24 protein-coding genes are annotated in these 25612 nt (G+C 64.6%); 14 read left to right on the plus strand and 10 right to left on the minus strand.

Translation table 11 applies throughout. The features are described from left to right. Window positions 1-159: 159 nt before the first annotated feature. The 4 genes from nirK (at window position 160) to K410_RS0130295 (ending at window position 5092) form a co-directional block, all read left to right on the plus strand. On the plus strand, window positions 160-1257 hold the full coding sequence (gene nirK, locus K410_RS0130280; protein ID WP_028138346.1) for a copper-containing nitrite reductase: 1098 nt from the start codon (window positions 160-162) through the stop codon (window positions 1255-1257). A gap of 54 nt (window positions 1258-1311) precedes the next feature. Further along, a complete protein-coding gene (locus K410_RS0130285) occupies window positions 1312-2190 on the plus strand; it encodes an SUMF1/EgtB/PvdO family nonheme iron enzyme (protein WP_028138347.1) in 879 nt (292 codons plus the stop codon). A 174-nt stretch (window positions 2191-2364) separates the two neighbouring features. After that, window positions 2365-3390 carry a Fe(3+) ABC transporter substrate-binding protein gene (locus K410_RS0130290; RefSeq protein WP_028138348.1) on the plus strand — a complete coding sequence of 342 codons (1026 nt, stop codon included), beginning with the start codon at window positions 2365-2367 and terminating at the stop codon, window positions 3388-3390. 55 nt (window positions 3391-3445) lie between these two features. Continuing rightward, entirely contained in the window at window positions 3446-5092 is a 1647-nt protein-coding gene (locus K410_RS0130295) for an ABC transporter permease (RefSeq protein WP_028138349.1), read from the plus strand. A gap of 128 nt (window positions 5093-5220) precedes the next feature. Here the strand turns inward: K410_RS0130295 and K410_RS0130300 are convergent, their stop codons facing one another. Then, on the minus strand, window positions 5221-5871 hold the full coding sequence (locus K410_RS0130300) for a CoA transferase subunit B (protein WP_028138350.1): 651 nt from the start codon (window positions 5869-5871) through the stop codon (window positions 5221-5223). A gap of 18 nt (window positions 5872-5889) precedes the next feature. Then, window positions 5890-6597: a CoA transferase subunit A gene (locus K410_RS0130305; protein WP_018317833.1), complete on the minus strand. Its 708-nt coding sequence runs from the start codon at window positions 6595-6597 to the stop codon at window positions 5890-5892. Window positions 6598-6884: 287 nt separating this feature from the next. Between K410_RS0130305 and K410_RS0130310 the strand changes: the two genes are divergently transcribed. The 4 genes from K410_RS0130310 (at window position 6885) to K410_RS0130325 (ending at window position 12202) form a co-directional block, all read left to right on the plus strand. Next, window positions 6885-8777, plus strand: a complete 1893-nt coding sequence (locus K410_RS0130310) for an AsmA family protein (protein WP_028138351.1) — start codon at window positions 6885-6887, stop codon at window positions 8775-8777. 208 nt (window positions 8778-8985) lie between these two features. Then, the gene (locus K410_RS0130315) at window positions 8986-10371 is read left to right on the plus strand and encodes an ABC transporter substrate-binding protein (RefSeq protein ID WP_028138352.1); all 1386 of its coding nucleotides are present in this window, start codon (window positions 8986-8988) and stop codon (window positions 10369-10371) included. Window positions 10372-10466: 95 nt separating this feature from the next. Continuing rightward, window positions 10467-11339 (plus strand): carbohydrate ABC transporter permease, encoded by an 873-nt coding sequence (locus K410_RS0130320; RefSeq protein WP_028138353.1) that lies wholly within the window; start codon window positions 10467-10469, stop codon window positions 11337-11339. After that, window positions 11336-12202, plus strand: a complete 867-nt coding sequence (locus tag K410_RS0130325; RefSeq protein ID WP_028138354.1) for a carbohydrate ABC transporter permease — start codon at window positions 11336-11338, stop codon at window positions 12200-12202. The genes K410_RS0130320 and K410_RS0130325 overlap by 4 nt, the downstream gene beginning before the upstream one ends. Window positions 12203-12306: 104 nt before the next feature. Here the strand turns inward: K410_RS0130325 and K410_RS0130330 are convergent, their stop codons facing one another. Genes K410_RS0130330 through K410_RS0130350 form a run of 5 tightly spaced genes read right to left on the minus strand, consistent with a single transcriptional unit; the run spans window position 12307 to window position 19456 of the window. Beyond that, entirely contained in the window at window positions 12307-13119 is an 813-nt protein-coding gene (locus tag K410_RS0130330; RefSeq protein WP_028138355.1) for an ABC transporter permease, read from the minus strand. Window positions 13120-13123: 4 nt separating this feature from the next. Continuing rightward, on the minus strand, window positions 13124-14038 hold the full coding sequence (locus K410_RS0130335; protein WP_028138356.1) for an ABC transporter permease: 915 nt from the start codon (window positions 14036-14038) through the stop codon (window positions 13124-13126). Then, window positions 14035-15204 carry an ABC transporter ATP-binding protein gene (locus tag K410_RS0130340; RefSeq protein ID WP_028138357.1) on the minus strand — a complete coding sequence of 390 codons (1170 nt, stop codon included), beginning with the start codon at window positions 15202-15204 and terminating at the stop codon, window positions 14035-14037. Before K410_RS0130340 ends, K410_RS0130335 begins: the two co-directional genes overlap by 4 nt. A gap of 52 nt (window positions 15205-15256) precedes the next feature. Continuing rightward, entirely contained in the window at window positions 15257-16735 is a 1479-nt protein-coding gene (locus K410_RS0130345) for a glycerol-3-phosphate dehydrogenase (RefSeq protein ID WP_028138358.1), read from the minus strand. 36 nt (window positions 16736-16771) lie between these two features. Then, window positions 16772-19456: a sensor domain-containing protein gene (locus K410_RS0130350; RefSeq protein ID WP_028138359.1), complete on the minus strand. Its 2685-nt coding sequence runs from the start codon at window positions 19454-19456 to the stop codon at window positions 16772-16774. Between the two features lie 202 nt (window positions 19457-19658). Here K410_RS0130350 and K410_RS0130355 point away from each other — a divergent pair, with 202 nt between their 5' ends. Continuing rightward, window positions 19659-20762 carry an NAD(P)/FAD-dependent oxidoreductase gene (locus K410_RS0130355; RefSeq protein ID WP_028138360.1) on the plus strand — a complete coding sequence of 368 codons (1104 nt, stop codon included), beginning with the start codon at window positions 19659-19661 and terminating at the stop codon, window positions 20760-20762. A gap of 128 nt (window positions 20763-20890) precedes the next feature. Here K410_RS0130355 and K410_RS0130360 read toward each other — a convergent pair whose 3' ends face one another. Next, on the minus strand, window positions 20891-21070 hold the full coding sequence (locus K410_RS0130360) for a YdcH family protein (protein WP_028138361.1): 180 nt from the start codon (window positions 21068-21070) through the stop codon (window positions 20891-20893). 330 nt (window positions 21071-21400) lie between these two features. Here K410_RS0130360 and K410_RS0130365 point away from each other — a divergent pair, with 330 nt between their 5' ends. The 3 genes from K410_RS0130365 (at window position 21401) to K410_RS0130375 (ending at window position 22214) form a co-directional block, all read left to right on the plus strand. After that, window positions 21401-21607: a YdcH family protein gene (locus K410_RS0130365; protein WP_008546179.1), complete on the plus strand. Its 207-nt coding sequence runs from the start codon at window positions 21401-21403 to the stop codon at window positions 21605-21607. Window positions 21608-21722: 115 nt separating this feature from the next. Then, a complete protein-coding gene (locus K410_RS0130370; protein ID WP_026201909.1) occupies window positions 21723-21941 on the plus strand; it encodes a hypothetical protein in 219 nt (72 codons plus the stop codon). A gap of 21 nt (window positions 21942-21962) precedes the next feature. Next, window positions 21963-22214, plus strand: coding sequence for a hypothetical protein (locus K410_RS0130375; protein ID WP_028138362.1), 252 nt, complete (start codon window positions 21963-21965; stop codon window positions 22212-22214). A 3-nt stretch (window positions 22215-22217) separates the two neighbouring features. On the opposite strand, the gene K410_RS0130380 is transcribed toward K410_RS0130375, so the two are convergent. Beyond that, window positions 22218-22943, minus strand: coding sequence for a GGDEF domain-containing protein (locus K410_RS0130380; protein WP_028138363.1), 726 nt, complete (start codon window positions 22941-22943; stop codon window positions 22218-22220). A gap of 142 nt (window positions 22944-23085) precedes the next feature. On the opposite strand from K410_RS0130380, the gene purE reads away from it, so the two are divergent. Together purE and K410_RS0130390 are read left to right on the plus strand one after the other, a co-directional pair. After that, entirely contained in the window at window positions 23086-23574 is a 489-nt protein-coding gene (purE, locus tag K410_RS0130385; protein ID WP_028138364.1) for a 5-(carboxyamino)imidazole ribonucleotide mutase, read from the plus strand. Beyond that, complete coding sequence (locus K410_RS0130390; protein ID WP_028138365.1) at window positions 23571-24677, plus strand: 5-(carboxyamino)imidazole ribonucleotide synthase; 1107 nt, start codon at window positions 23571-23573, stop codon at window positions 24675-24677. The genes purE and K410_RS0130390 overlap by 4 nt, the downstream gene beginning before the upstream one ends. Window positions 24678-24714: 37 nt before the next feature. On the opposite strand, the gene aqpZ is transcribed toward K410_RS0130390, so the two are convergent. Continuing rightward, window positions 24715-25437, minus strand: a complete 723-nt coding sequence (aqpZ, locus tag K410_RS0130395) for an aquaporin Z (protein ID WP_028138366.1) — start codon at window positions 25435-25437, stop codon at window positions 24715-24717. Window positions 25438-25612 lie beyond the last annotated feature (175 nt).

A 25612-nucleotide genomic window follows, 5' to 3' on the forward strand; every position in this document is an offset into this window, starting at 1 on the left:
ATCGATCAATGCGGTATCGACGATACTACTCCACGAGGACGCCTAAGTACCATTGCGGAGGTGAATCACGGCGAAAGCTTGTTGCAGCGCAAATACGCTTGCTACGATCGGCGCACACTGCATCCGTTATCAGACCTATTCACATGAAGGATGCTTCCGATGTTCACCCGCAGAGCCGCATTGATCAGCGCCGCCGCGACTGCCCTGATGCTGGCGGCCCCGGCTTTCGCCGCCAGCGATCTCAAGCTGCCGCGTCAGAAGGTGGAGCTGGTCGCTCCGCCCTTCGTGCACGCGCACGAGCAGGCCACGACGCAGGCTCCCAAGATCGTCGAGTTCAAGCTGACCGTCGAGGAGAAGAAGGTCGTCATCGACGACAAGGGCACCACTTTCCAGGCCATGACGTTCAACGGCTCAATGCCGGGACCGCTCATGGTCGTGCACGAGGGTGACTATGTCGAGCTGACGCTGGTCAATCCCGCCACCAACACCATGCCGCACAACATCGACTTTCACTCCGCGACCGGCGCGCTCGGTGGCGGCGAGCTCACGCTCGTCAATCCCGGCGAGCAGGTCGTGCTGCGCTGGAAGGCGACCAAGACCGGCGTGTTCGTCTATCACTGCGCACCGGGAGGCCCGATGATCCCCTGGCACGTCGTCTCCGGCATGAACGGCGCCGTGATGGTGCTGCCGCGCGACGGACTGAACGATGGCAAGGGCCACGCCCTGAAGTACGACAAGGTCTACTATATCGGCGAGCAGGACATGTACGTGCCGCGTGACGCGAAGGGCAATTTCAAGTCCTACGACTCGCCCGGCGAAGCCTTTACCGAGACCGAAGAGGTGATGAACAAGCTGATCCCCACCCATGTCGTCTTCAACGGCAAGGCCGGCGCGCTCACCGGCAAGAACGCGCTCACCGCCAAGGTCGGGGAGAACGTGCTGATCGTGCATTCGCAGGCCAATCGCGACAGTCGTCCGCATCTGATCGGCGGGCATGGCGATTATGTCTGGGAGACCGGCAAGTTCGGCAATGCACCGGAGGTCGGGCTCGAGACCTGGTTCATCCGCGGCGGGTCGGCGGGAGCTGCGCTGTACAAATTCCAGCAGCCCGGCATTTACGCCTATGTCACGCACAATCTGATCGAGGCGGCCAATCTCGGCGCGACCGCGCACTTCAAGGTCGAAGGCAAGTGGAACGACGATCTGATGACCCAGGTGAAGGCACCTGCCGAAATCCCGGCGCCCAAGACCCACTAGACGCGACAAGGGGGCCGGTCATCACCGGCCCCTTCTTCCTTTCGAGGAACGACCATGCTGATCGCATTCAAGCTCAAACTGGCACTCGCCTGCGCCGCCGGGCTCGCAGGTCCGATCGCGATGGCGCCGCTGGTCTCGACCATGGCGGTCCGCGGCACGGCGACGGAGCCCGCGATCGTCAGGGTCGCACCGGGCAGCCTGTCCTATCGCGAGGCCGGCGATTTCACACGCGGCGGGCAGCAGGCGGAAGCGCCGCTGCGCACGTTGCGCGTCAACGGGCCGCTGCACATCATGCGAAACCAGGTCTCGTCGTCCGACTATCAGCTTTGCGTCCAGGACGGCGCCTGCCGCGCCCTCGATCGCGACGTGGCGATCGCCCCCGACCGCCCTGCGGTGCAGGTGAGCTGGCACGACGCCGAGGCCTATGCAGGCTGGCTGTCGCGCAAGACCGGGCATCATTACCGGCTGCCGAGCGATGAGGAATGGGCCTTTGCCGCCGGCTCCAGATTCAAGGACGACGGTCTCGCGGTCGATGCGAATGATCCTTCAAAGCGCTGGATCAGCCGCTATGAGCGCGAATCCGAACGCGACCTCTCCGACACCAAGGCCTATCCGTTCGGCAAGTTCGGACCGAACGAGCACGGCATCGAAGATCTTGCCGGCAATGTCTGGGAGTGGACCTCGACCTGCTTCGTACGCTCGCGCGTCGACGCTTCAGGCAATGCCGGCCGCCCGACCGTGAACTGCGGCGTGCGCGTCGCCGAGGGCGCGCACCGCGCCTATGTCACCGATTTCATCCGCGACGCCCGCGCCGGGGGCTGCGCCCAGGGCGTGCCGCCCGCCAATCTCGGCTTCCGCCTGGTGCGCGAGGAGACGTCGTGGGTGGCGAGCGTGTCGGCGCGCTGGAGCAAGGTGTGGGCGGCAAGATCATGATCGTCGCGGCGCACATACGTTTCTCCGCCGACGTCTCCATTGATTAGAATCGATCTAAGGTAAGAAATATTGGAATCGCTCTAAGTCGCGCTCCTCGCGACATCGCGTCGCTGACTTTGCCGCATTGCCTGCGCTACTCAATCCGGCGTCAATCGCGCCCCTGGAGCAGCCCTTATGATCAATCTTCGCGTCCTCGCCGCCTCGGCGGCGGTGTTGAGCCTGACCCTATCCGTTGCCTCGGAAGCAGCCGCCAATGGCGAGGTCAACGTCTATACCTATCGCGAGACCAAGCTGATCCAGCCGCTGTTCGACGCCTTCAGCAAGGACACCGGCATCAAGGTCAACGTCGTCTCCGCAAGCTCAGGTCTCGAGCAGCGTATGAAGGCGGAAGGCGCCAACGGTCCGGCCGACGTGCTGCTGACGGTAGACATCGGCCGCATCGACGAGGCCGTGCAGGCGGGCGTCACCCAGCCGATCAAGTCGGACGTGGTCGACAAGGTCGTGCCGGCGCAGTATCGCGATCCGGACGGACACTGGGCCGGCATCTCCATGCGCGCGCGCGTGATCTATGCCTCGAAGGATCGCGTCAAGCAGGACAAAATTACCTATGAGGAGCTCGCCGATCCCAAGTGGAAAGGCAAGATCTGCATTCGCTCGGGCCAGCACATCTACAACAACGCCCTGTTCGCGGCCTACACGGCCAAGCACGGCGAGGCCAAGGCCGAGGAATGGTTGCGCGGCGTGAAAGCCAATCTCGCGCAGAAGCCGTCGGGCGGGGATCGCGAAGCAGCGCGTGACGTGGCTGCCGGCAAGTGCGACATTGGCATCGGCAACACCTATTACTGGGCGCTGATGATGAACAACGATCCCGAGAAGAAGCCGTGGGCGGAGGCGACCCGCGTCATCCTGCCGACCTTCGAGGGCGGCGGCACCCACGTCAACCTCTCCGGCGTTCTGCTCGCCAAGCACGCGCCCAACAAGGCCAACGGCATCAAGCTGATCGAGTGGCTCGTCAGCGAGCAGGCGCAGCAGATGTATGCCGATCAGAACTACGAATATCCGGTTCGGAGCGGCGTCCCCATCAACTCCACCATCGCGGGCTACGGCAAGCTCGCCCCAGATCCGTTGCCGATCGCAAAGATCGCCGCCAACCGCAAGGCTGCGGCCTCGCTGGTGGACAAGGTCGGCTTTGACAACTGATCTCTGGCGGCCCTCGTCACTTGAACTGGCAGAACCTTCGGGCGCACGGCCTCGCTTGAGAGGCCGCGCCCACGCCGGGCGCGCCGCGACCGCAATCGCGATCGCAACCGCGATCCTGGTCGCGGCGCCCGTGATCTCGATCGTTTCGCTGGCTTTGCAGCCCGCGACCGATGTGTGGCACGACCTGATCAACTACGTGCTGCCGGCCGCGCTCCTGGACACCGCCCTTCTGCTCGTCGGGGTCGGCGCGCTCACACTTCTGGTCGGCGCCGGCACTGCATGGGTGATATCGCGCCACGATTTTCCCGGCCGGGGCATGCTCCTGTGGCTGATGCCGCTGCCGCTGGCGATCCCGACCTATCTTGCGGCCTACGTCTATGCCGACCTGTTCGAGCCGCTCGGCTTGGTGCATCGCACCCTGGCCATCTGGCTGCCGCTGCGCGATGCCCTCGGTTATCTGCCCAACCTGCGCTCGCTGCCGGGCGCCATCTTCGTGATCGGGCTCGTGCTCTATCCTTACGTCTATCTGTCGGCGCGCGCGACGTTTCAGGTTCAGTCTGCCGAATTCGCCGAGGCGGCTACGACGCTGGGGGCCAATCGATGGACTGTCTTCTGGCGCGTTTCACTGCCGATGGCGCGGCCGGCGCTCGCGGTCGGCGTGGCGCTGGTCGCGCTGGAAACGCTCAACGACATCGGCGCCAGCGAGTATCTCGGCATCCGCACGCTGACGGTCTCGATTTTCACCACCTGGCTCAACCGCGGCAGCCTTGCCGGTGCGGCGCAACTCGCATGCCTGATGCTTGCGATCGTCGCCGGCCTGATCGCGATGGAGCGCTACGGCCGTCGCAACGCCAACGCCGAGTTCTCGGCCGAAAGCCCGCATGTGAGGCAGCGAACCCCGCTTTCGGGCGCAAGGGCGTGGATCGCGTTCGCGGTCTGCGCGCTGCCGGTGCTGATCGGCTTCGTCGTGCCGCTGTTCTATCTGGCGCATCAGGCTCTCGGTCGCGGACTGCTTGCAAATTTCGACCCGCTGCTGTGGCGCCACACATTCCATTCGTTTGCCTATGCAGCGCTCGCGACGCTGATGGCGCTGATGCTTGCGCTCGCCACGACGATCGCCCACCGTTTTCGGCCGGATCCCCTGCGATATCTGGCGATGAGCATCGCGCAGACCGGATACGCGCTGCCGGGTCTGGTGATTGCCCTCGGCCTGCTGACCCCCGTACTGGCGGTCGACAGCGCGCTGAGCGCGGTCGCGACCTGGACGGGACGTTCGCTGCCCGGGCTGATCCTGGTCGGCTCGGGGACGGCCGTCGTCATCGCCTACACGATTCGTTTTCTGGCTGTGCCGGTCGGCATGATCAAGGCCGGGTTCGACAGCATTCCGCGCGACTATGAAGAGAGCGCGCGCACGGTCGGCGCGGGCCAGGCGGTCATGTTGAGGCAGATCTATCTGCCATTGCTCCGGCCCGCGATGCTTGGCGCCGTCATCATCATGTTCGTCGACTGCCTGAAGGAGCTGCCGGCAACGCTGCTCTTGCGACCCCTCAACGTCGAAACGCTGTCGACGTCGATCTACCAGTTCGCAAGCCGCGGCAATTTCGAGGACGGCGCACTTGCGGCCCTCCTGATCATCGCCGCCAGCATCGGCCCGGTGGTCTGGTTGACCCGGTTCTCCGAGGTGCCGAGCGGCCCCGCTTGAAGGCATGCCCGTCGGGCCGTGCGAGCTGGCTGTCGCGCAAGAGCGGCAAGGCCTACCGCCCGCCGAGGGACGAATTGGACCAGGGCGCCGCTGCAGCACACGCCGTCACCGACTTGATCGGCAATCGCTCAGGTGTTCTTCAGCGCGACGCGGAATTCGGCTTCGGTCTTGGACTTGACCTCGTCCAGCGTGACGCCGTCGGCGAGTTCGATCAGCGCCATGCCGCCATTACCATGCTTGTCGATGGTGAAGACGGCGAGATCCGTGACGACCATGTCGACCACGCGCTCGCCCGTCAGCGGCAGATTGCACTTCTTCAGCAGCTTCGGGCCGTCCTTGGCCGAATGCTCCATCACCACGATGACGCGCTTGACGCCGGCGACGAGATCCATCGCGCCGCCCATGCCCTTGACCATTTTGCCGGGGATCATCCAGTTGGCGAGATCGCCGTTCTGGGCCACCTGCATGGCGCCGAGGATCGACAGGTCCATGTGGCCGCCGCGGATCATGCCGAAGGAATCCGCGCTCGAGAAATAGGAGGTCGAGGGCAGCTCGCTCACCGTCTGCTTGCCGGCGTTGATGAGATCGGGATCCTCTTCGCCCTCATAGGGGAACGGCCCCATGCCGAGCATGCCGTTCTCGCTCTGCAAGGAGACGTCCATGCCGTCGGGGATGTAGTTCGAGACCAGCGTCGGGATGCCGATGCCGAGATTGACGTAATAACCGTCGCGCAATTCCTTCGCGGCGCGCGCGGCCATCTGTTCACGGGTCCAGGCCATGTGAGTCTCCTGATACGCTTAGGCGGCGGTGCGCGGGCGGGTGTTGCGGAATTCGATGCGCTTCTTGGCCGTGCCGACCTCGACGATGCGCTTCACGAAGATGCCGGGCGTGTGGATGTGGTCGGGATTGAGTTCACCGGCCGGAACCAGATGCTCGACCTCGGCCACCGTGATCTTGGCGGCGGTCGCCATCATCGGGTTAAAGTTGCGCGCGGTCTTGCGGTAGATGAGGTTGCCGGCGGTGTCGCCCTTCCAGGCATGCACGATGGCGAGGTCGGCGAACAGCCCGCGTTCCATCAGATACTTCTCGCCGTCGAATTCCTTCACTTCTTTGCCTTCGGCGATCAGCGTGCCGACGCCGGTCTTGGTGTAGAAGGCCGGAATTCCGGCGCCGCCGGCGCGGATGCGCTCGGCCAGCGTGCCCTGCGGGTTGAATTCGAGTTCCAGCTCGCCGGCGAGGAATTGCTGGGCGAACAGCTTGTTCTCGCCGACATAGGACGAGATCATCTTCTTGATCTGGCGGGTTTCCAGCAGGCGGCTGAGGCCGATCCCGTCGACGCCGGCATTGTTGGAGACCACCGTCAGGCCCTTGACGCCGGACTCCCGGATCGCGTCCGACAGCTCCTCGGCAATGCCGCAGAGGCCGAAGCCGCCCGACATGATCATCATGTTGTCTTTGAGAATGCCTGACAGAGCCGACTTGGCGTCGGGATAGACCTTGTTCATGCAAATGACCTTCGACTGAACCTTCGGCTTGCGGGCGTCGCGCCTGATTGGCGGCGATTATTAGGCGAAATCCTCCAAAGCCGTCAATGATACGGGGTTCTCCGCACCACGCCCGGGTGATAGAAGCTGCCCAGGCCGTGGGCAGAACCGTCCACGGCCTTGAAAGCGACAAGAAAACCCATCAAGTTGCGGGACTTAACATCATAGGGCTTGGGCGTGGCCACGCAGGTTTTCCGACCCGCCCTTCCGGCTCCAACGACCAACCCGATCAGGACACGCCATTGACCATGGCCCAAGGAATGAAGCGCCTCGGGACGCCGATCGCGGCGCTGCTCGGCGTGGCGCTGATCGCCCTGATCGCGACCTCCTGGCTCATCAACCGCGACGCGTTGCGCAGGGCGGTCGAAGCGCAGATCCGCGACGTCACCGGGCTCGAGCTCAGCGTCGCAGGCAGCATCGACATCTCGCTGCTGCCGGCGAGCTACATCTCCTTCCGCGACGTCGGCCTGAAGGGCGGCGGAACCACCGATTCCGCGCTCCATGTCGACGTGCTCACCGCCAATCTGCGGCTGCTGCCGCTCCTGCTGCAGCGGTTCGAGATCGCCGACCTGATGCTGCTGCGGCCGCGCATCCATGTCAGCCTGAAGCCGGACGGTGAGAGCAACTGGACGCCGTTCATCCAGACCATCGCGCGCACCATGAAGCCCGGGGCCGAGAATCAGGTCTCGTTCTCCGAAATCCGGATCCAGGATGGCGTGCTCGACTACGAGGACGCAGCCACCCACGCCACCGAGCGGCTCGGCGACATCGACCTGTCGCTGGCCTGGCCCTCGATCTCGCGCTCCTTCGCCGCGACGGGACAGTTCGACTGGCGCGGCGAGCGTGTCGACGGCTCGATCAGCTTTTCCGATTTCGTCGCCGCCCTCTCCGGCGATCGCTCGGGGTTGAAGGCGCGGATCGCCAGCGCGCCGCTCAAGCTCGCCTTCGACGGCAGCGTCGCCAACCGCACCAGCCCGATGATGGAGGGCACGCTGACGATCGACAGCCCCTCCTTGCGCAACGCGCTACGCTGGACCGGGCAGCCGCAGCCCGCCAGCGGTGGCTTCGGCCGTTTCGCACTGAAGGCGCGCGCCAACGTCGTCGGCCCCTCGATCGCGCTCACCAATGTCAATGTCGAGCTCGACGGCAACGCCGCCGAGGGCGTCATGACCTACGCCAACAACGGCCGGCAGACGCTGCAGGCGACGCTTGCCGCCGACGCGCTCGACTTCACGCCCTATATCTCGACCTTCCGCCTGCTCGCGAGCGGGGCGCGCGACTGGAACAGGCAGCTGTTCGATCTCCAGGGATTGTCGACCACCGACCTCGACATGCGCCTGTCGGCGGCCAAGCTGACGGTCGGACCCACCAAGCTCGGCCGCACCGCGATCGGTGCCAATCTGCGCAACGGCACGCTGGCGCTCTCGGTCGGCGAGGCCCAGGTCTATGGCGGCATCGCCAAGGGCTCGTTCGGCATCGCGCGATCCGACACCGTCGCCGACATCAAGGCGCAGTTCCAGTTCACCGACGTCGATCTCCAGGCCTGCGCCACCGAATTGTTCGGCCTCAACAAGCTGTCCGGACGCGGCAACATCAACGTGTCCCTGTTCGCCTCGGGCTCGAGCCCGTTCGGCCTCGTGCAGTCGCTCGACGGCAGTGCCACCGTCACCGGGCATGACGGCGCGATCTCGGGCTTCAACGCCGAGCAGCTCCTGAAGCGCCTGGAGCGGCGGCCGCTCTCGGGCGGCGGCAATTTCCGCAACGGTTCGACGCCGTACAACAATCTCACCATCGCGGTGAAATTCTCCGACGGGATCGCCACCGCGGAGGACATCCGCATCGAAGGGCCGGCGGCGAAGATCACGCTGACCGGCACCGCCTCGGTGCCGACGCGCGAATACGACATGAAGGGCGTGGCGAGCCTCAATACGGCGTCCGGCTTTCAATTGCCCTTCATGGTGCAGGGCCCATGGGACGATCCGCTGATCTTCCCCGACCCTGAAAGCCTGATCCGGCAGTCGCCCGCGGCCTCGCCCTTCCTCGATCTGTTGAAGCAGCGCATCACCGGGGGCGGCAAGCGCCCCGCACAGGACGGATCGCCGACGGCGGAGAACGCCAAGGAGAATGCGAAGTCGAACTGAGGATCGCACGATCCTCTGCCGCTGCCCGAGCTTCGCGAATTGATCGGGGCGAATTGATGCGGCGATTGGATCGATGCGCGCGTTAAGCATCGCCACAGAGCGACACCCGCGACCTAGGTCTGACAACATGCTGCGTTGATTGCGCTACCATCCTGCGCTAGTGTTTCTTTCGACCGGTTAAAACACCGGCCGTTTGAGGGAGAAAAACGTGAAATCCAAGGTTATTGGCGCAGTATCACTGGCGGTCGCTGCGGCCGGGCTGTTTGCAGCCGCTGCACCCGCATTTGCGCAGCAGAAGACGATCACGGTCTGGTGGGGCAAGGGCTTCTATCGCTCCGAAGACGACGCACTGATCGAGACGATCAAGAAGTTCGAAGCCAAGACCGGCATCAAGGTCGAGCTGTCGCAATACGCGATCCAGGACATGATTCCGAAGACGGTCGCCGCGCTCGATGCCGGCACCGTGCCCGATGTCGCCTATTCCGATTCCTATGACGTCCAGGCGCAGGGCAAATGGGCCTATGAGGGCAAGCTCGAGGATCTCTCGGACGTCATGGAGCCGATCAAGGGCCGGTTCGTGCAGAACACGCTGGATGCCTCGATCCTCTACAACGACGTCGCCAAGAAGAAGGCCTATTACGGCTTTCCGCTGAAGCAGCAGAGCATGCACGTCCAGATCTGGAACGACATGCTGGAGAAGGCCGGCTTCAAGCTGGCCGATATCCCGAACGACTGGACGGGGTATTGGACGTTCTGGTGCGACAAGGTGCAGCCGGCGATCCGCAAGGCAACCGGTCAGCGCCTCTATGCCGTCGGCCAGCCGATGGGCGTGGAATCCACCGATTCCTTCCAGTCGTTCTACACCTTCATGGACGCCTATCATGTCAAGCTGGTCGACGACGACGGCAAACTCACGGTCGACGATCCCAAGGTTCGCGAGAACCTGATCAAGGCGATGAAGGATTACACCGACACGTACATCAAGGGCTGCACGCCGCCGTCCTCCACGACCTGGAAGGATCCCGACAACAACGTCGCCTTCCATAACAAGACCATCGTGATGACCCACAACTTCACGATCTCGATCGCGGCGAAGTGGTTCGAGGACTCGCAGAACCAGGCGCTTACCCAGGAGCAGCGCGACGCCGGCAAGAAGGCCTACGAGCAGGACATCATCACAGCGTCCTTCCCCAAGGCGCCGGATGGTTCGACCATCAAGTACCGCTCCGACGTCAAGACCGGACTGGTGTTCACCGCGGCCAAGAACAAGGCCGAGGCCAAGCAGTTCATCAGCTTCCTGCTCCAGGAAGAGAATGTCCGCCCCTACATCGAGGGCGCGCTCGGCCGCTGGTTCCCGGTGACGAAGGAAAGCCAGGAAAGCCCGTTCTGGCAGGCCGACAAGCACCGCAAGGCCGTCTACACGCAGTTCAAGGGCGGCACCTCTCAGTTCGACTTCACCAAGAACTGGAAGTTCACGATTCTCAACAACGAGAACATCTGGGCCAAGGCGATGAACCGCGTCGTCAGCGAGAAGGTTCCGGTCGAGAAGGCCGTCGACGAGATGATCGCCCGCATCAAGCAGGTCGCGGGTTGATGTCATCCTCACCTCTCCTCGCCTTGCGGGAAGAGGTGTAAGAACAACACCGGCCGCGTTTCGCGGCCGGCTTCTCTTTGAAGAGTCCGAAAAGAATGGCGATCACCCTCTCTGGCGATCAGGCTATGCCCGGCCCGCCCCTGTCGTCGCGGCTGACCCCGGCGCAGGTCTGGGGCATCGTGCTGCTCGCGCCCTATCTGCTCGTTTTCCTCGCTTTCGTTGTCTATCCCGTCTGCTACGGGCTGTGGCTGGCGCGCGCGCCGGAAAACTACGTCGCGCTCTACAACGACCCGATCTTCGCGCGCGCCGCGATCAACACGCTGATCTTCCTGGTCATCGGCATCAACATCAAGATGCTGATCGCGCTGTTCCTGTCCGGCTTCTTCGTGCAGCAGCGCACCTGGATCAAATGGCTGTCGGTGATCTTCATCCTGCCGTGGGCGGTGCCGTCGATCCCGACCATCCTGTCGGTGCGCTTCATGCTCAATCCCGAATGGGGCATGATCAACCACTACATCTTCTCCCTCACCGGCGATGACGGCCCGAACTGGCTGAACGACCCGACCGTCGCGCTCAGCATGGCGATCGCCGTGCACATCTGGAAATCGCTGCCGTTCTGGACGCTGATCCTGATCACCGGGCGCCTTGCGATCTCGCACGATCTGTTCGAGGCCGCCGAGGTCGATGGTGCGAGCTGGTGGCAGAAGTTCCGCTACATCACATGGCCGTCGATGCAGACGCTCTACGTCACCTGCACGCTGCTCTCGATGATCTGGACGCTCGGCGACTTCAACAGCGTCTATCTGCTCACCGGCGGTGGCCCGGCAGACCTCACGCACGTGCTGGCAACGCTTGGCATCCGCTATCTCCGCCTCGACCAGCTCTCGCTGGCGATGGCATCCATCGTCTGCGCGATGCCGTTCGTCCTGCCGCTCGTGTATTTCATGATGAAACGGTTGTCGCGATGAAGCTCCCCGGCCTAAGAGAGTTTTCCTGGCGCGACGTCGCGACCGAAGCGCGGCTGCTGCTGATCGGCATTCCCGTCTTCCTGTGGACGATGATCCCGATCTATCACATGTTCCTGTTCGCGATCTCCCCGAAGGAGGACGCGTTCTCGGGCAAGCTGTGGCCGGATCACCCGACGCTGCACAACTTTCAGATCGTGTTCAAGCAGCAGCACTACTTCCTGCGCGACTTCTACATCCAGTTCTGGAATTCGACCGTGATCGCCGTCTCCGTCGGCGTGCTGACGCTGTTCATAGCGACATCCGCAGCGTTCGCGATCTCGCGATTGAAGGTGCCGGGCGGACGCACCGTGCTGAACCTTGCGCTGTTCACCTATTTCATTCCCGCGGCGTTCCTCGCCGTGCCGATGTACCGCACCATGGGCAATTACGGCCTGCTCAACAATCACTGGTCGCTGATCCTGGCGATGGTGACGATCGCCTCGCCCTACGCGATCTGGGTGCTGAAGCAGGCCTCCGACAAGCTTCCGGTCGAGCTGGACGAGGCCGCGGTAATGGACGGCGCGACGACGCTGCAAATCTTCCGCCTGGTCTATTTGCCGCTGATGATGCCCTCGCTGGTCGCGATCGGCACCTATGCAGTGCTGCTGGCCTGGAACGAATATCTCTACGCGTTCCTGCTGCTCTCCAACGATCGCGAGATCACCCTGCCCGTCGCACTCGGCAACTTCCTCGCCGCCGACGATTCGCCGTGGGAGCTGCTGATGACCACCGGCTTCATCTACGCGCTGCCGCCGGCCGCGGTCTACTACGCCTTCCGCCGCTACATGGTGGGCGGGCTGACGGCGGGTGCGGTGAAGTCGTAGCCGTCCCCTTCGTCATTGCGAGCGAAGCGAAGCAATCCAGACCACCAATGCGGACGGACCCTGGATTGCTTCGTCGCAAGAGCTCCTCGCAATGACGGCGGGGCTCACAGCGGCGCTGCGCTCTCGCCCTGCGAGCTCGACAGTTTCGAGGCGAGCGAAGCGATCACGATGACGACCGCGATCAGGGCGATCACCAACGTGCAGATGGCGTTGATCTCCGGCTTCACGCCCAGCCGCACCTCGGAATAGATCCGGATCGGCAGCGTCGCCGAGCCGGGACCGGTGGTGAAGCTCGCGATGACGAGATCGTCCAGCGACAGCGTGAAGGCGAGCATCCAGCCGGCGACGATTGCGGGCGCGATCAGCGGCAGCGTGACGGCCACGAACGCGCGGACCGGGTCGCAGCCGAGGTCCATCGCCGCCTCCTCCAACGAACGATCGAGCGAGCCGAGGCGGGATTGCACCACCACGGCAACGAAGCACATCGTCAGCGTGGTATGGGCGATGGTCACGGTCCAGAAGCCGCGCTCGGCGTTGAGCGCCACGAACAGAAGCAGCAGCGACAATCCCGTGATCACCTCGGGCATGACCAGCGGCGCGTAGAGCATGCCGGAAAACAGCGTGCGGCCGCGAAACCGCTCGCCGCGCGACAGCGCGACCGCGGCGAGCGTACCGAGCAACGTGGCGATGGTGGCGGAGGAGACCGCGACCCGCAGGCTCATCCAGGCCGCCTCGATCATGGCGCGGTCATTGAAGAACTCGTGATACCAGCGCAGCGACCAGCCGCCCCAGACGGTCACCAGGCGCGAGGCGTTGAAGGAATAGATGACAAGGATGAGGATCGGCAGATAAAGGAACGCCAGCCCCAGCGCGAGCGAGGCGATGTTGAAGCGGGAGAGGCGTGAGAGCTTGCGCATGGTCTCAGCGCCCTTGTTCCAGCTGCCGCTTCTGCAGCCGCTCATACAGCAACAGCGGCACCAGCAGCACCATCAGCAACACGATGGCCGCAGCAGAGGCGACCGGCCAGTCCTTGTTGGTGAAGAATTCGAGCCACAGGGTCTGGCCGATCATCAGTGAATTGGAGCCGGCCAGAAGGTCCGGGATGACGAACTCCCCGACGATGGGAATGAAGCACAAAAGCACACCGGCACCGACGCCGGGCAGCGACAACGGGAAGGTGACGAGCCAGAACACCTGCCAGGGCGGCGCACCGAGATCGCTGGCCGCCTCCTCCAGCGCCGGCTCCATCTTGGCGAGCGTGGCGTAGAGCGGCAGGATCATGAACGGCAAATAGGAATAGACGATGCCGATATACATCGCGCTGTCGGTGGAGAGCCAGACCACGGGCTGGCTCACCAGATGCAGCGCCAGCAGGATCTGGTTGAGCAGGCCGTCGTGCTGCAAGATGTTGATCCAGGCATAGATCCGGATCAGGAACGAGGTCCAGAACGGCACGATCACCAGCACCATCGCCACCGCCTGCCAGCGCCTCGGCAGCCGCGCCATGCCATAGGCGATGGGATAGCCGATCAGGAGCAAAAGTGCGGTCGCCGTCACCGCAACGGTGAGGCTGCGCACATAGGCGAACAGGTAGATGTCGTCGGAGGCAAGCAGCCTGAAATTGTCGATCGACAGCGCGGCCAGGGCCGTCCTCAGCACATCCCACCCGGCCGTGAGGTCGAACACCGGCTCGTAGGGCGGCTGCGCGATCGCGGTCTGCGACAGGCTGATCTTCAGCACGAAGGCGAACGGCACCAGGAAGAACAGCATCATCCAGACATAGGGAGCGATGGCGGCGAAACGCGCCGGCCTCGCGAAGATGCGGCGGGCACTCATGATTGCAGCACCACGCAATCGTCGGGCGTGAACCAGGCGACGACATGCTGGTTCAGGCTGTAGGCATCGACGTCGGTGCGCGCACTGTTGGCGACGGACGCCTGGAGCGTTCCGCCGGTGTCGAGCTTCACCTTGTAGGTGGTGGTGCCGCCGAGATAGCAGATGTCGGCGATCACGCCGTCGAGCCGGTTGATCGCCGTCTCACGTCCGGCCTCGCTTACCGGGCCATGCCGCGACAGCTTGACCTTCTCGGGGCGGACCGCCACCGCCAATTTGCCCGCGCCGACCGGCTCGCGCGGCTCGGCCACCACCAGCGCTCCCGCATCGCGCGTGCCGATGACCAGACGATGACCGTCGCGCAATTTGGACTCGCCGTCGAACAGATTGACGTCGCCGACGAACTCCGCGATCCAGCGCGAGCGAGGCGCCTCGTAGAGCTCGCGCGGGCTCGCGACCTGAGCCAGGTTTCCGGCGTTCATCACGCCGATTCTATCAGCCATCGTCATCGCCTCCTCCTGGTCGTGGGTGACGATGATGAAGGTCATGCCGAGCCGGCGTTGCAGCTCCATCAGCTCGGCTTGCGTGCTCTCCCGCAGCTTCTTGTCGAGCGCCGCGAGCGGCTCGTCGAGCAGCAGCAATTGCGGGCGGCGTGCCAGCGCGCGCGCCAGCGCAACGCGCTGGCGCTGGCCGCCCGAGAGCTGGTCGGGCTTGCGCTTCTCCAGCCCTTCGAGCTTCACCAGTGCGACCATCTCGGCCACACGGGTGGCGATGTCCGCACGCGCCATGCCGGCGCGCTTCAGGCCGAACGCGATGTTGTCGCGCACCGACAGATGCGGAAACAGCGCGTAATTCTGGAACATCATGTTGATTGGCCGCTCATGCGGCAACGCCTGCGCGATGTCCTGCCCCCCGAGCAAAATGCGGCCCTCGTCCGGCGCCTCGAAGCCCGCGAGCATGCGCAGCAGCGTGGTCTTGCCGCAGCCGCTGGGCCCAAGCAGCGCGAAGAACTCGCCGGCCTTGATATCGAGCGAGACGCCGTCCACGGCGCGGAACGTCCCAAATGTCTTGGCCACGGCCTCGATGCGCAGCAGCGGCTGGCCGGCTGCAGCACCGTCTCCATCGGCCCCGCCTGTCGCGGCGTGCGTTTTCGGCAATTCGTCCGTCATGTTTCCTGCAAACCCCGATTTCGCCGCACGCTAGCGGCCGATCGGCTTTTGCTCAACCGGCTCGAGGTGGATCGTTCACACCCGCCATAAACGCGGCCAGCGCCTCAAGATCCGCGGCCGGCATGGTCAGGCCGAGCTTGGAGCGGCGCCACAGCACATCATCCGGAAAGCGCGCCCATTCGCGGGTCATGAGATGGCGCACCTCGGCCCCGGTCAGCTCGGGGCCGAAGGTGGGCCCTAGCTCGCAGCGGGTCTTGGCCTCTCCCAGCACCGCGGCCAAGCGCGAGCCATAGGCCGCGACCAGGCGCTGCGCCTGCGCTTCGGAGAGAAAGCGCCAGCGCTCGCGTGCAAGGTCGACTTCGCTGTCGAAACGATCCCAGCCGAACTCGCCGCCGGGCAGCGCCGCGCCGGCAGTCCAGGGCGGCGACATCGGATAGAACGGCGTCAGCTTCGTCACCGCCCGCTCGGCGCGCAGGCGCGAGGTGGTGACGTCGCCGCCGAACATCGTGATCAGCGGCGCCTTGCGCCGGCGCGCGTGGAACAAGGTGGTGCCGTCACCTCGCGGTGCGGACGCCGGCTTCAAATTGACGCCGGAGACCGTCCGGACCACATCGGCCGGGGCGACGCGCTCGCGGAAATAGCGGCTGGCCGCCTCGCAGAGATAGCTGACATCGGCCGCTCGCATCGCGACGATGGCGGGATCGCCGGTGAACTCGTTCGTGACGGTGCCGATCAGCGTGAACTCCCGCTCGAAAGGAGAGGCGAAGATCAGGCGTCCGTCGCTGTTCTGGAAGACGTAGACGTTGTCGGAATCGAACAGCCGGAGCACGATGATCTGGCTCATCTGCATAGGCACTGCGGCAGGTTGCGGCTGGCGCAGCACGGTCTCGGCGACCATCGGCGCCCACGCCCCGGTGGTGTTGGCCAGCGCCCGGGCCGTGATCGTGCGGCGATGGCCGCGATCGACCACCGCGAGCCGCCAGATGTCCGTTCTATCGGCCCGCACGCAGCGCGCGCCGGTCCGGATCGCAGCGCCGCGTTCGGCCGCATCCAGCGCCGTCAGCACCACCAGGCGGCAATCGTCGACGACGCAGTCCGAATATTCGAAGGCCGTGCCGAACGGGCGCTTCAGCGCGTTGCCGACGGGATGATGCGTGATGTCGATGGTGGCTGATGGCGGCAGGCCGCCGCGGTTCGTGAGGGCGTCGTAAACATACAGGCCGGCCCGCAGCAGCCCAGGCGGACGCTCGTCGGAATGCGCGGGGATCACGAAGCGCATCGGCCGGACCAGATGCGGCGCGATGGCGAGCCAGATCCGGCGCTCGGCCAGCGCCCGGCGCACCCGCCAGAACCCGCGCCGCTCCAGCACCGACAGATCGCCGTGGATCAGCCGCGGTGTCGCGGAGGACGCCGCGCCGCCGAGATCGCCCTGCTCGAACAGGACGACCCGCAGACCGCGGCCGGCCGCATCGCGCGCGAGGCTGACACCGTTCAGACCGCCGCCGATGATCGCAAGGTCGTAATCCGCCATGGGGCCGTCGAGAAGGAGCGAAGCGCCCCATCATCTCTAGCCGGTCTTGAGCGCAAGCTCCATGACCTCGGCGCGGCCAACGAGGCCGGCATATTTGCCGATCGGCAACGGCTTGCCGAGCAGATAGCCTTGCACGCCGTCGCAGCCCTCCTTGGCGAGGAAGGCGAGCTGCTCGATCGTCTCGACGCCCTCGGCGATGATCGACATGTCGAGGCCGTGGCCGAGATCGATCACCGCACGGACAATCGCAGCCGATTGCGGGTTGCGACCGAGATTGACGATGAAGGCGCGGTCGATCTTGATCTTGTCGAACGGGAACGCCTGGAGGTAGCTCAGCGAGGAATATCCGCTGCCGAAATCGTCCATGGAGATGCGGACACCGAGCGCCTTGAGGCGTCGCAGCAGCGCGAGGCCCCGGTCGAAATCCTCGATCAGCACGCCCTCGGTGATCTCAAGCTCGAGCCGGCCGGGCGCAAGGCCGGTCTCGAGCAGGATCGAATGGACGAGGCCGACCACGTCGCCGTGCATGAACTGCGCCGGCGACAGATTGACCGCGACCTGAAGCGGTTTCGGCCAGGACGCCGCCTCGCGGCAGGTCTCGCGCAGGATCCATTCGCCCATTTCGACGATCAGGCCGCTTTCCTCCGCGATCGGGATGAATTCGGCCGGCGAGACCTGGCCGCGCACCGGATGCTGCCAGCGCGCCAGCGCCTCGAAGCCGATGATCTCGCTCTCGGCGACGCTGTCGCCCGTGGCCCCCTGCGGCTGGAAGGCGAGCGAGAGCTCGCCGTTCTTGATCGCCATCGACAGGTCCTGGTGCAGCACGCGGCGATCTCGGATCTGCTGGTCCATCTCCGGCTGGTAGAGGCTGATCGTGCCGCGGGACTTCTGCTTGGCGCGGAACAGCGCCGCACCGGCATTGGCGAGCAGCGAGGCGCCGTCGGTGCCATTGCGCGGGAAGACCGCCATGCCGGTGGTGGCGCCGGCGCGGACCGCCCGGCCGTCGATCTGGAATTCCTTGGCGACCGCCTCGCCGAGGTGCTGCGCCAGCGCAAGGCCGCAATCCGGCTGCTTGCCGTCGATGATGAGGCCAAATTCGTCGCCGGACAGGCGCGCGACCACGCCGCCGCGGGCGGAATCCTGAAGCCGCTGGGCCACCTCGATCAGGAGCTTGTCGCCGAGTGCGTGGCCGAAGACGTCGTTGACCTCCTTGAGGCCGTCGAGGTCGACGCAGAGGACGGCGAACTCCTCGTCGGTGCCTTCGCAGGCCTCGATCATCTGGGTCAGAGCCTGCAGGAAAGCGGCGCGGTTCGGCAGATCGGTGAGGCCGTCGTGATAGGCCATGTGCGCCATGCGCGACTCGGTCTGCCGGCGGTCGGTGACGTCCTCGTGGGTCTTGATCAGATATTGCGGCTCGCCGGCCTCGCCGAGCACGGTGGCGCGGCGCGTCAGGAACAGCCGCAGGCCATCCTTGGTGGAGATCGGATGCTCCTCGGTGATCATCCCGCGTTTCTTGATCGCAGCCTCGTCGCGCGCGATGATCAGCTTGGCTTCCTTGGGATTGAAGATATCGGCCGCGGTCAGGCCCGTGGCCTCCTCGCGCCGGCGGTTAAGGATCGTCTCCGCGCTGCGGTTGGCAAGCAGATAGCGGCCGTCCTTGACCTGCTCGACGATCAGCGCCACCGGGATGTTGTCGACCACCAGCTCGAGGAACTTCTTGGCGCTCTCCAGCTCCTTCGACAGCGAGCGGCGGTCTGTGATGTCCTCGAACACCAGCATCAGGAATTCGGGCTTGTTGCTCTCGTTGCGGACCACGATCCGGACCGAGGCGACCATGCGCCGCTCGCCGCCGCGGTCGACCTCGAATTCGTTGCGGAATTGGCCGTCCGGCGAATTGAGCGCCGCCCGGTCGGTCGCCTCGATGCTGTCAGCCGAGGCGGATGCGAACAGCTCGCGCGCATTCTTGCCGACGACGTGGTCGCGCGAGAAGCCCCAGAACCGCTCATAGGCGCTGTTGGCGAAGATGTAGCGGCCGTCCTCGATGTTCTTGGCGGCCACGCAGGCCGGCACGTTGTCCAGCACCGTTTCGAGGAACTGCTTGGTCGAGGCGAGCTGTCGCGACAGCCTGCGCTGCTCGCTGACGTCGAGATGCGTCGCCACCGAGCCGCCGTTCGGCAGCACGAAATATTTCACCAGGATGGCCCGTCCGTCCGGTAGCTCGGTGATCAGGCCGTTGGTGCTTGCCGCCTTGTCGTAGAACTCGTCGTCGGAAACGCCGAGCACCCCGCGCTTGCGGCGCAGCTCAAGGAGCTCGTAGCCGTTCATGTTGGCCCAGACATCCGACCGCGTCAGGCCGTAGATCTCGAGATAGCGGTCGTTGCAGAAGATGATGCGCCGCTGCGCATCCGTCATCACCACGCCCTGATTGAGATTGTTCATGGCGGAGGAGACGAAGGCGTTGCGCCGCAACTGCAAACGCCTGGTCCGGCGCAGCGAGGAATGGATCCACAGCGCGATCGCGGCGAGGAACGCGCAGACGACGATGCCCGCGATGAGGACTTCCCAGACCACGTTGGGATCCAGCTGGCCGAGATAGCTCGGCGCGGCAAAATTGTCCGACAGCGCAAAGGCGCGCGCGGGCGCAACCGTGCCGGCGAGGCACACAACGGCCTGCACAGCAATCGGAAGCGTGCTGCCCTCGTGCCAGTTCTTCTCAGCCATCAGCCACCCGCGATTTCAACGTCGGATTGTCTGGCCTCACGGGTTTGGATCGGGTAAACGCCTGTACGCACAACAGAAAAATGTGACGTGAAATACGGCAATTGCCCTGACATGATAAATTCTTCCTTAACGGAAAACGCCCTCGTGCCGTTCTTTCCAGGTCTGATGCGACCGGCGCTCCCAACGGACATGCTGCACAACCATGGATAGGGTCGATTGCGTCGTCATCGGAGCCGGCGTGGTCGGGCTCGCGGTGGCCCGAAGGCTCGCGCAGGCCGGGCGCGAGGTCATCGTGCTCGAGGAGGCCGAGGCGATCGGCACCATCACCTCCTCGCGCAACAGTGAGGTGATCCATGCCGGCATCTATTACCGCGCCGGGAGCTGGATGGCGCGCATGTGCGTCGCCGGCAAGCACGCGCTCTACCGCTACTGCGCCGAGCGCGGCATCCCGCACAGGAATTGCGGCAAGCTGATCGTCGCAACCAGCCCGCAGGAGACCGCGAAGCTGCAATCGATCAAGGCGCATGCCGAGGCCAATGGCGTGCTCGACATGCAGTTGCTCTCGGGGGAGGCCGCACGCGCGCTGGAGCCGGCGCTCGCCTGTGACGCCGCGCTGCTGTCGCCGTCGACGGGCATCATCGACAGCCACGCCTACATGCTGTCACTGCGAGGCGAAGCCGAGGACGCCGGCGCCGCCTTCGCGTTTCACACCCCGCTGATCCGCGCCAAGGCGGCTGGTGGCATCATCGAGATCGAGGCCGGCGGCGAGGCGCCGATGACGCTGCAATGCAGCCTGCTCGTCAATGCCGCGGGGCTGTCGGCGACGAATGTGGCGCGCAATATCGACGGCATGCCGCTGGACCGCATTCCGCCGGCCTATCTCGCCAAGGGAAACTACTTCAGCTGCAACGCCAAGGCGCCGTTCTCGCGCCTGATCTACCCGGTGCCCGAACCCGGCGGTTTGGGGGTGCACCTGACGCTGGACATGGCCGGCCAGGCGCGGTTTGGGCCTGACGTCGAATGGATCGAGACGATCGATTACGAGGTCGACCCGTCACGCGCCGAGCGCTTCTATCCGGCGATCCGCAGATATTGGCCGACGCTGCCCGACGGCGCGCTGATGCCGAGCTATTCAGGCATCCGGCCGAAGATCGTCCCGCCCGCGGTGGCCACGCAGGACTTCCTGATGCAGGGACCGCGCGACCACGGCGTCGCAGGCCTTGTGAATTTGTTCGGGATCGAGTCGCCTGGGCTGACGTCATCGCTCGCGATCGCAGATCACGTCGCCGAGCTCGCAGAGGTCTAGAGCGCAGGCAAATCCAAGCATCGCGCAAGCACCCTGCGCGATGCTTACCCCGCAGCAGGGACGAGGGCAAAGACTCTCATCCCTGCATGATGAAGGGTGCGATCAACTCTACGCTGTTATGGGGGTTACTAGTGGAGCGTGTCGCCGTGCTTCAGGCGCTCGATCTGATCCTTGACCATCAACTTCCGGCGCTTCAACTCAACAATTTGCAGGTCGTCTGTTGAAAGGTGCACGAGAGCGTCGTGCAATTCGTTTTCGAGAAGTTTGTGCTTCCGTTCCAATTCAACGAGATGTGCCTGAATTGTCATTCGAAACCTCCTCGGTAGGGTTGAACCTCAGGATTCGATCCGGACAACGAAGTCTACATCACCGCTTCGTTCTGTCGATGGGTATCCGTCGTCGCAGCTTCATTTTTGAAAATTCATATGTAACGAAGCGTGAGTAAAGGAACCGCGCCGGAAAAATCCGTGATATCAATGCACTTGCACGGCCGCTACGCCCCCGCAGGAAATATGTTGCGGGAGATCGGCGAGCAGAGGGCGCAGATCGCTTGCGATCACGCCGCGCAAGGACGATAATTTCCACAGGGCATCCACAGCCCAGAGTTTCACGCCTATCGGTTTTCGGCCACCGCAGACATGACCAATGAAGACGAGCGTGAACTCGAAGCCGAGCTCACCCGGTTGCAGCAGGAACACCGAGATCTCGATGCGGCGATCGATGCACTGCATCAATCGCCCGCCCCCGACCTGTTGCGGTTGCAGCGGCTGAAGAAGCGCAAGCTGTTGTTGCGCGACCGCATCGCGTTCATCGAAGACCAGATCACGCCCGACATCATCGCCTGATCCACAGGCTGCGCGACAAAGCTCACCTGAGATCGAATCCGCTTGACTCGAAAAGAACAAAATAAGAACATTCGAGGTGCAGCAACGCCCCCAAGGAACACCCGAGGACACGCAGATGTCGACAGCAGCCCTTCTCGACAACAGCCACTATGAACAGGCCTGCGACCAGGCCATCGCGATGTGCGACGGCAATCTGCGCAGCACCATCAAGGCGCTGATCATGGCCAACGAATACCTGGAGGCCGAGCTGGAGGAATTGCAGGCGGCAATCTCCGCCGGCTGCATCCCCGAGACCTCACGCAGCAAGATGCGGAGCAAGAGCAGCGCCGCCTGAGTTCAACGTCGGAGCAACGCCATGTCGGACGTGACCTATTACGTTGCAATGCCCTTCTTGATCGATGCCGACGGCTCGCCTGTCGCAGGCGCAGCGGAAGAATGCCAGAGTTCGACGGCCGCGTTGCGGCGCGCCGAGGCCTTGTCGCGCGGCGCCGGCCATATCGGTGCGGTCGCGTTCAGCCGCAGCGGCGATCCCATGACCGGCGAATTCGGGGACGCCACGCTGCTGCGCAGATTCGGCAATGTGCCGGAAGATCTCGCCACGCTGTGAGGATCAGCTGCTGACCAGCCTGATCCGCGGCTCGTGCCGCCGGTGCGCCTTGCGCACATACATGGCGGCATCCGCCTCCTCCAGGGCACGGCCTGCATCGGATTGCGCCCCCAGCAGCGCGACACCGGCGGAGGCCCCCGCTGTCACGTGCTGGCCGCGAAAGACGAAAGACAATTCGTCGATCGCCTGTTCGAAGGCGGCGGCCTTCGCCTTGGCATCGGTCTCGCTCAGGTTCCAGAGCAGCAGCGCGAACTCGTCGCCTCCGAGCCGCCCGACCACGTCGGAGGCACGGATCTGCCGCGTCAGCGCGGCGACAATCGCCTTGAGCACCTCGTCGCCGGCGCCGTGACCAAACGAATCGTTGATCGGTTTCAGCCGATCGACGTCGAGCACGATCAGCGCCCCGCTGGCGCGGTAGCGCTTCATGTAGGCGATGGCGCGCGCAAGCTCGCGCTCGAAACCGCGCCGGTTGGGAATCCCGAGCAGGAAATCGGTATCGGCCGCAGCTTCCAGCTCGGCGACCCGGCGCTGCACCTGCTTGAGCTTGGCCCGCAAGTCCCGGATCGTCGCCCTGACGGTTTCCTTGGCTCCATCGCTGCCGGGCGCACCGCGCCGCGGCGGCTCCGCCGGACGCTTGGTCGGCCGCTTCGGGGCGGCTTTGGAACGGCCAGCGCTGGTCTTCCGGCCCGCCGTGGCCTTCGCAGCACTCGCCCTTTTCGGTTTCTTCATGGGCATCCTGCTCAATGAAGGCTTGCGGGGATTCACCAAGACAGGATAGTGGATTCCCTTCTCCTTGCCACCGCCTTGCGAGCCGCCGGCCGGAACCGTTTAATCTGGCCTATCCTTCTGTTTTTCGGGCACAATCAACGCCATGACCGCGCCGATCGCCATCATCATGGGAAGCCAGTCGGACTGGGACACGATGCGGCATGCCGCCGACACGCTCGCTGCGCTCGGCGTTGCAACCGACAGCCGCATCGTTTCGGCCCACCGCACCCCCGACCGGCTGTTTGCTTTCGCCAAGGGCGCCAAGGCCGCGGGGTACAAGGTCATCATCGCCGGCGCTGGAGGCGCTGCGCACCTGCCCGGCATGGCGGCGGCGCTGACCGAGCTGCCGGTATTCGGCGTTCCCGTCGAATCCAAGACCCTCAAGGGCCTCGATTCGCTCTATTCGATCGTCCAGATGCCCGCCGGCATCCCGGTCGGCACCCTCGCCATCGGCAAGGCCGGCGCGACCAACGCCGCGCTGCTGGCAGCATCCGTCCTGGCACTGTCCGACCCTGCCTTGTCCGATCGCCTCGCCGCCTGGCGCAAGGCTCAGACCGAGGCGGTCGCTGAGCGCCCGGAGGGCAAGGCGTGACTGACACCCGGCACGTGAAGCTGAAGCCCGGTGACACCATCGGAATCCTCGGCGGCGGACAATTGGGCCGGATGCTGGCGATGGCTGCGGCGCGGCTCGGCCTGCGCTGCCAGGTGTTCTCGCCCGATCCGGACTCGCCGGCTTTCGACGTCGTCTTGAACGCGACCTGCGCCGAATATGCCGATGTCGAAGCGCTCGAGCTGTTCGCGGGCGACGTCGACGTCATCACCTACGAATTCGAGAACGTCCCCTCGGCCGCTGCGATGGTGCTGGATGCGCGCCGCCCGGTGCTGCCCAATCGCAAGATCCTCGAGACGACCCAGGACCGCCTCGCCGAGAAGGATTTTGTCACCCGCCTCGGGATCGGTACCGCAGCCTACGCCGACGTCACGTCCGTCGCCTCGTTGCGCGAGGCGATCGCCAGGATCGGCCTTCCGGCCGTGCTCAAGACCCGCCGCTTCGGTTATGACGGCAAGGGCCAGGCCATCATCCGCGAGGGCGACGACATCGCCAAGGTGTGGACCAGCCTCGCCACCAAATCGGCGATCCTGGAAGCCTTCGTGCCGTTCGAGCGCGAGATCTCCGTGATCGCCGCACGCTCGGTCACAGGCGAGGTCGAGTGTTTCGACGTCACCGAGAACGAGCACCGCGACCACATCCTGAAGATATCGCGCGCGCCGGCCCCGATCCCGGACGCGCTCGCCGAGGAAGCGCGCAGCATTGCCGGAAAGATCGCGAGCGCGCTCGACTATGTCGGCGTACTCGCCGTCGAGATGTTCGTGCTGGCCAATGGCACCGGACCGAAGGTGCTGGTCAACGAGATCGCCCCGCGCGTGCATAATTCCGGGCACTGGACGCTCGACGGCGCGTCCGTCTCGCAGTTCGAGCAGCACATCCGCGCCATCGCCGGCTGGCCGCTCGGCAAGCCGGTGCGCCACGGCGAGGTCGTCACCATGACCAATTTGATCGGCGACGAGATCAACGACTACGAGAAGTGGCTGGCCGTGCCCGGCGCGACCGTCCACATCTACGGCAAGGGCGCGCCGCGCCCCGGCCGCAAGATGGGCCACGTCACCGAAGTGCGCCCGACCACAGGCAAGTAACGGGATTGCGGCTCCGACCTGCAATCCCGCCAAGCGCTCAGGCCGTCTTCACGCCCGCGACAACGCCGGTGGGCTCCTCGCTCAGCCAGCGATAGATCACCCCGCCCAGCGCGCCGCCGATCAGCGGTGCGATCCAGAACAGCCAAAGCTGCGCTGTGGCCCAGCCGCCGACGAACAGCGCGGGACCCGTGCTGCGCGCCGGGTTCACCGACGTGTTGGTGACGGGAATGCTGACAAGATGGATCATCACCAGCGCGAGCCCGATCGCGAGCGGTGCGAAGCCCGCGGGCGCGCGGCCATGGGTGGCGCCCATGATGATGAACAGGAACATCATGGTCATCACCACCTCGGTGAGGAAGCACACGATCATGCTGTACTGGCCGGGCGAATGCGCGTCATAGCCGTTGGATGCGAAGCCCTTGCCGACGTCGAATCCGGGAGCCCCGCTCGCGATGACATAGAGAAGCCATGCAGCCACGATGGCTCCGGCCACCTGGGCGATCACATAGGGCAGGATCTGCCCGGCGGGAAAACGGCCGCCGGCAGCAAGACCGACGGTGACCGCCGGGTTGAGATGGCAACCCGAGATATGGCCGATCGCATAGGCCATGGTGACGACGCTGAGTCCGAACGCGAGGGAGACACCGACCAGGCCGATTCCCACCTGCGGAAAGCCGGCGGCGATCACCGCGCTCCCGCAGCCTGCGAATGTAAGCCAAAAGGTCCCGATGGCTTCTGCAGCGTATTTCTTGATATCCATGTGTAGTCCCCTGCTTTCAAGATTCCGGAACAAAGCCCCGGAAACGGCCCCATCATTGGCGTCAAATCTCCCAAATCAGGGCCGCGCGGAGATATTTTGCCTTATTTAATGGCTGAACTTGGCCCGAATCCCCCGCTTGGCCGGTGGACATCCCGGGTTTTGTCTGATACATCCG

The organism is Bradyrhizobium sp. 22 (genome assembly GCF_000482425.1).
Lineage (GTDB): Bacteria > Pseudomonadota > Alphaproteobacteria > Rhizobiales > Xanthobacteraceae > Bradyrhizobium > Bradyrhizobium japonicum_B.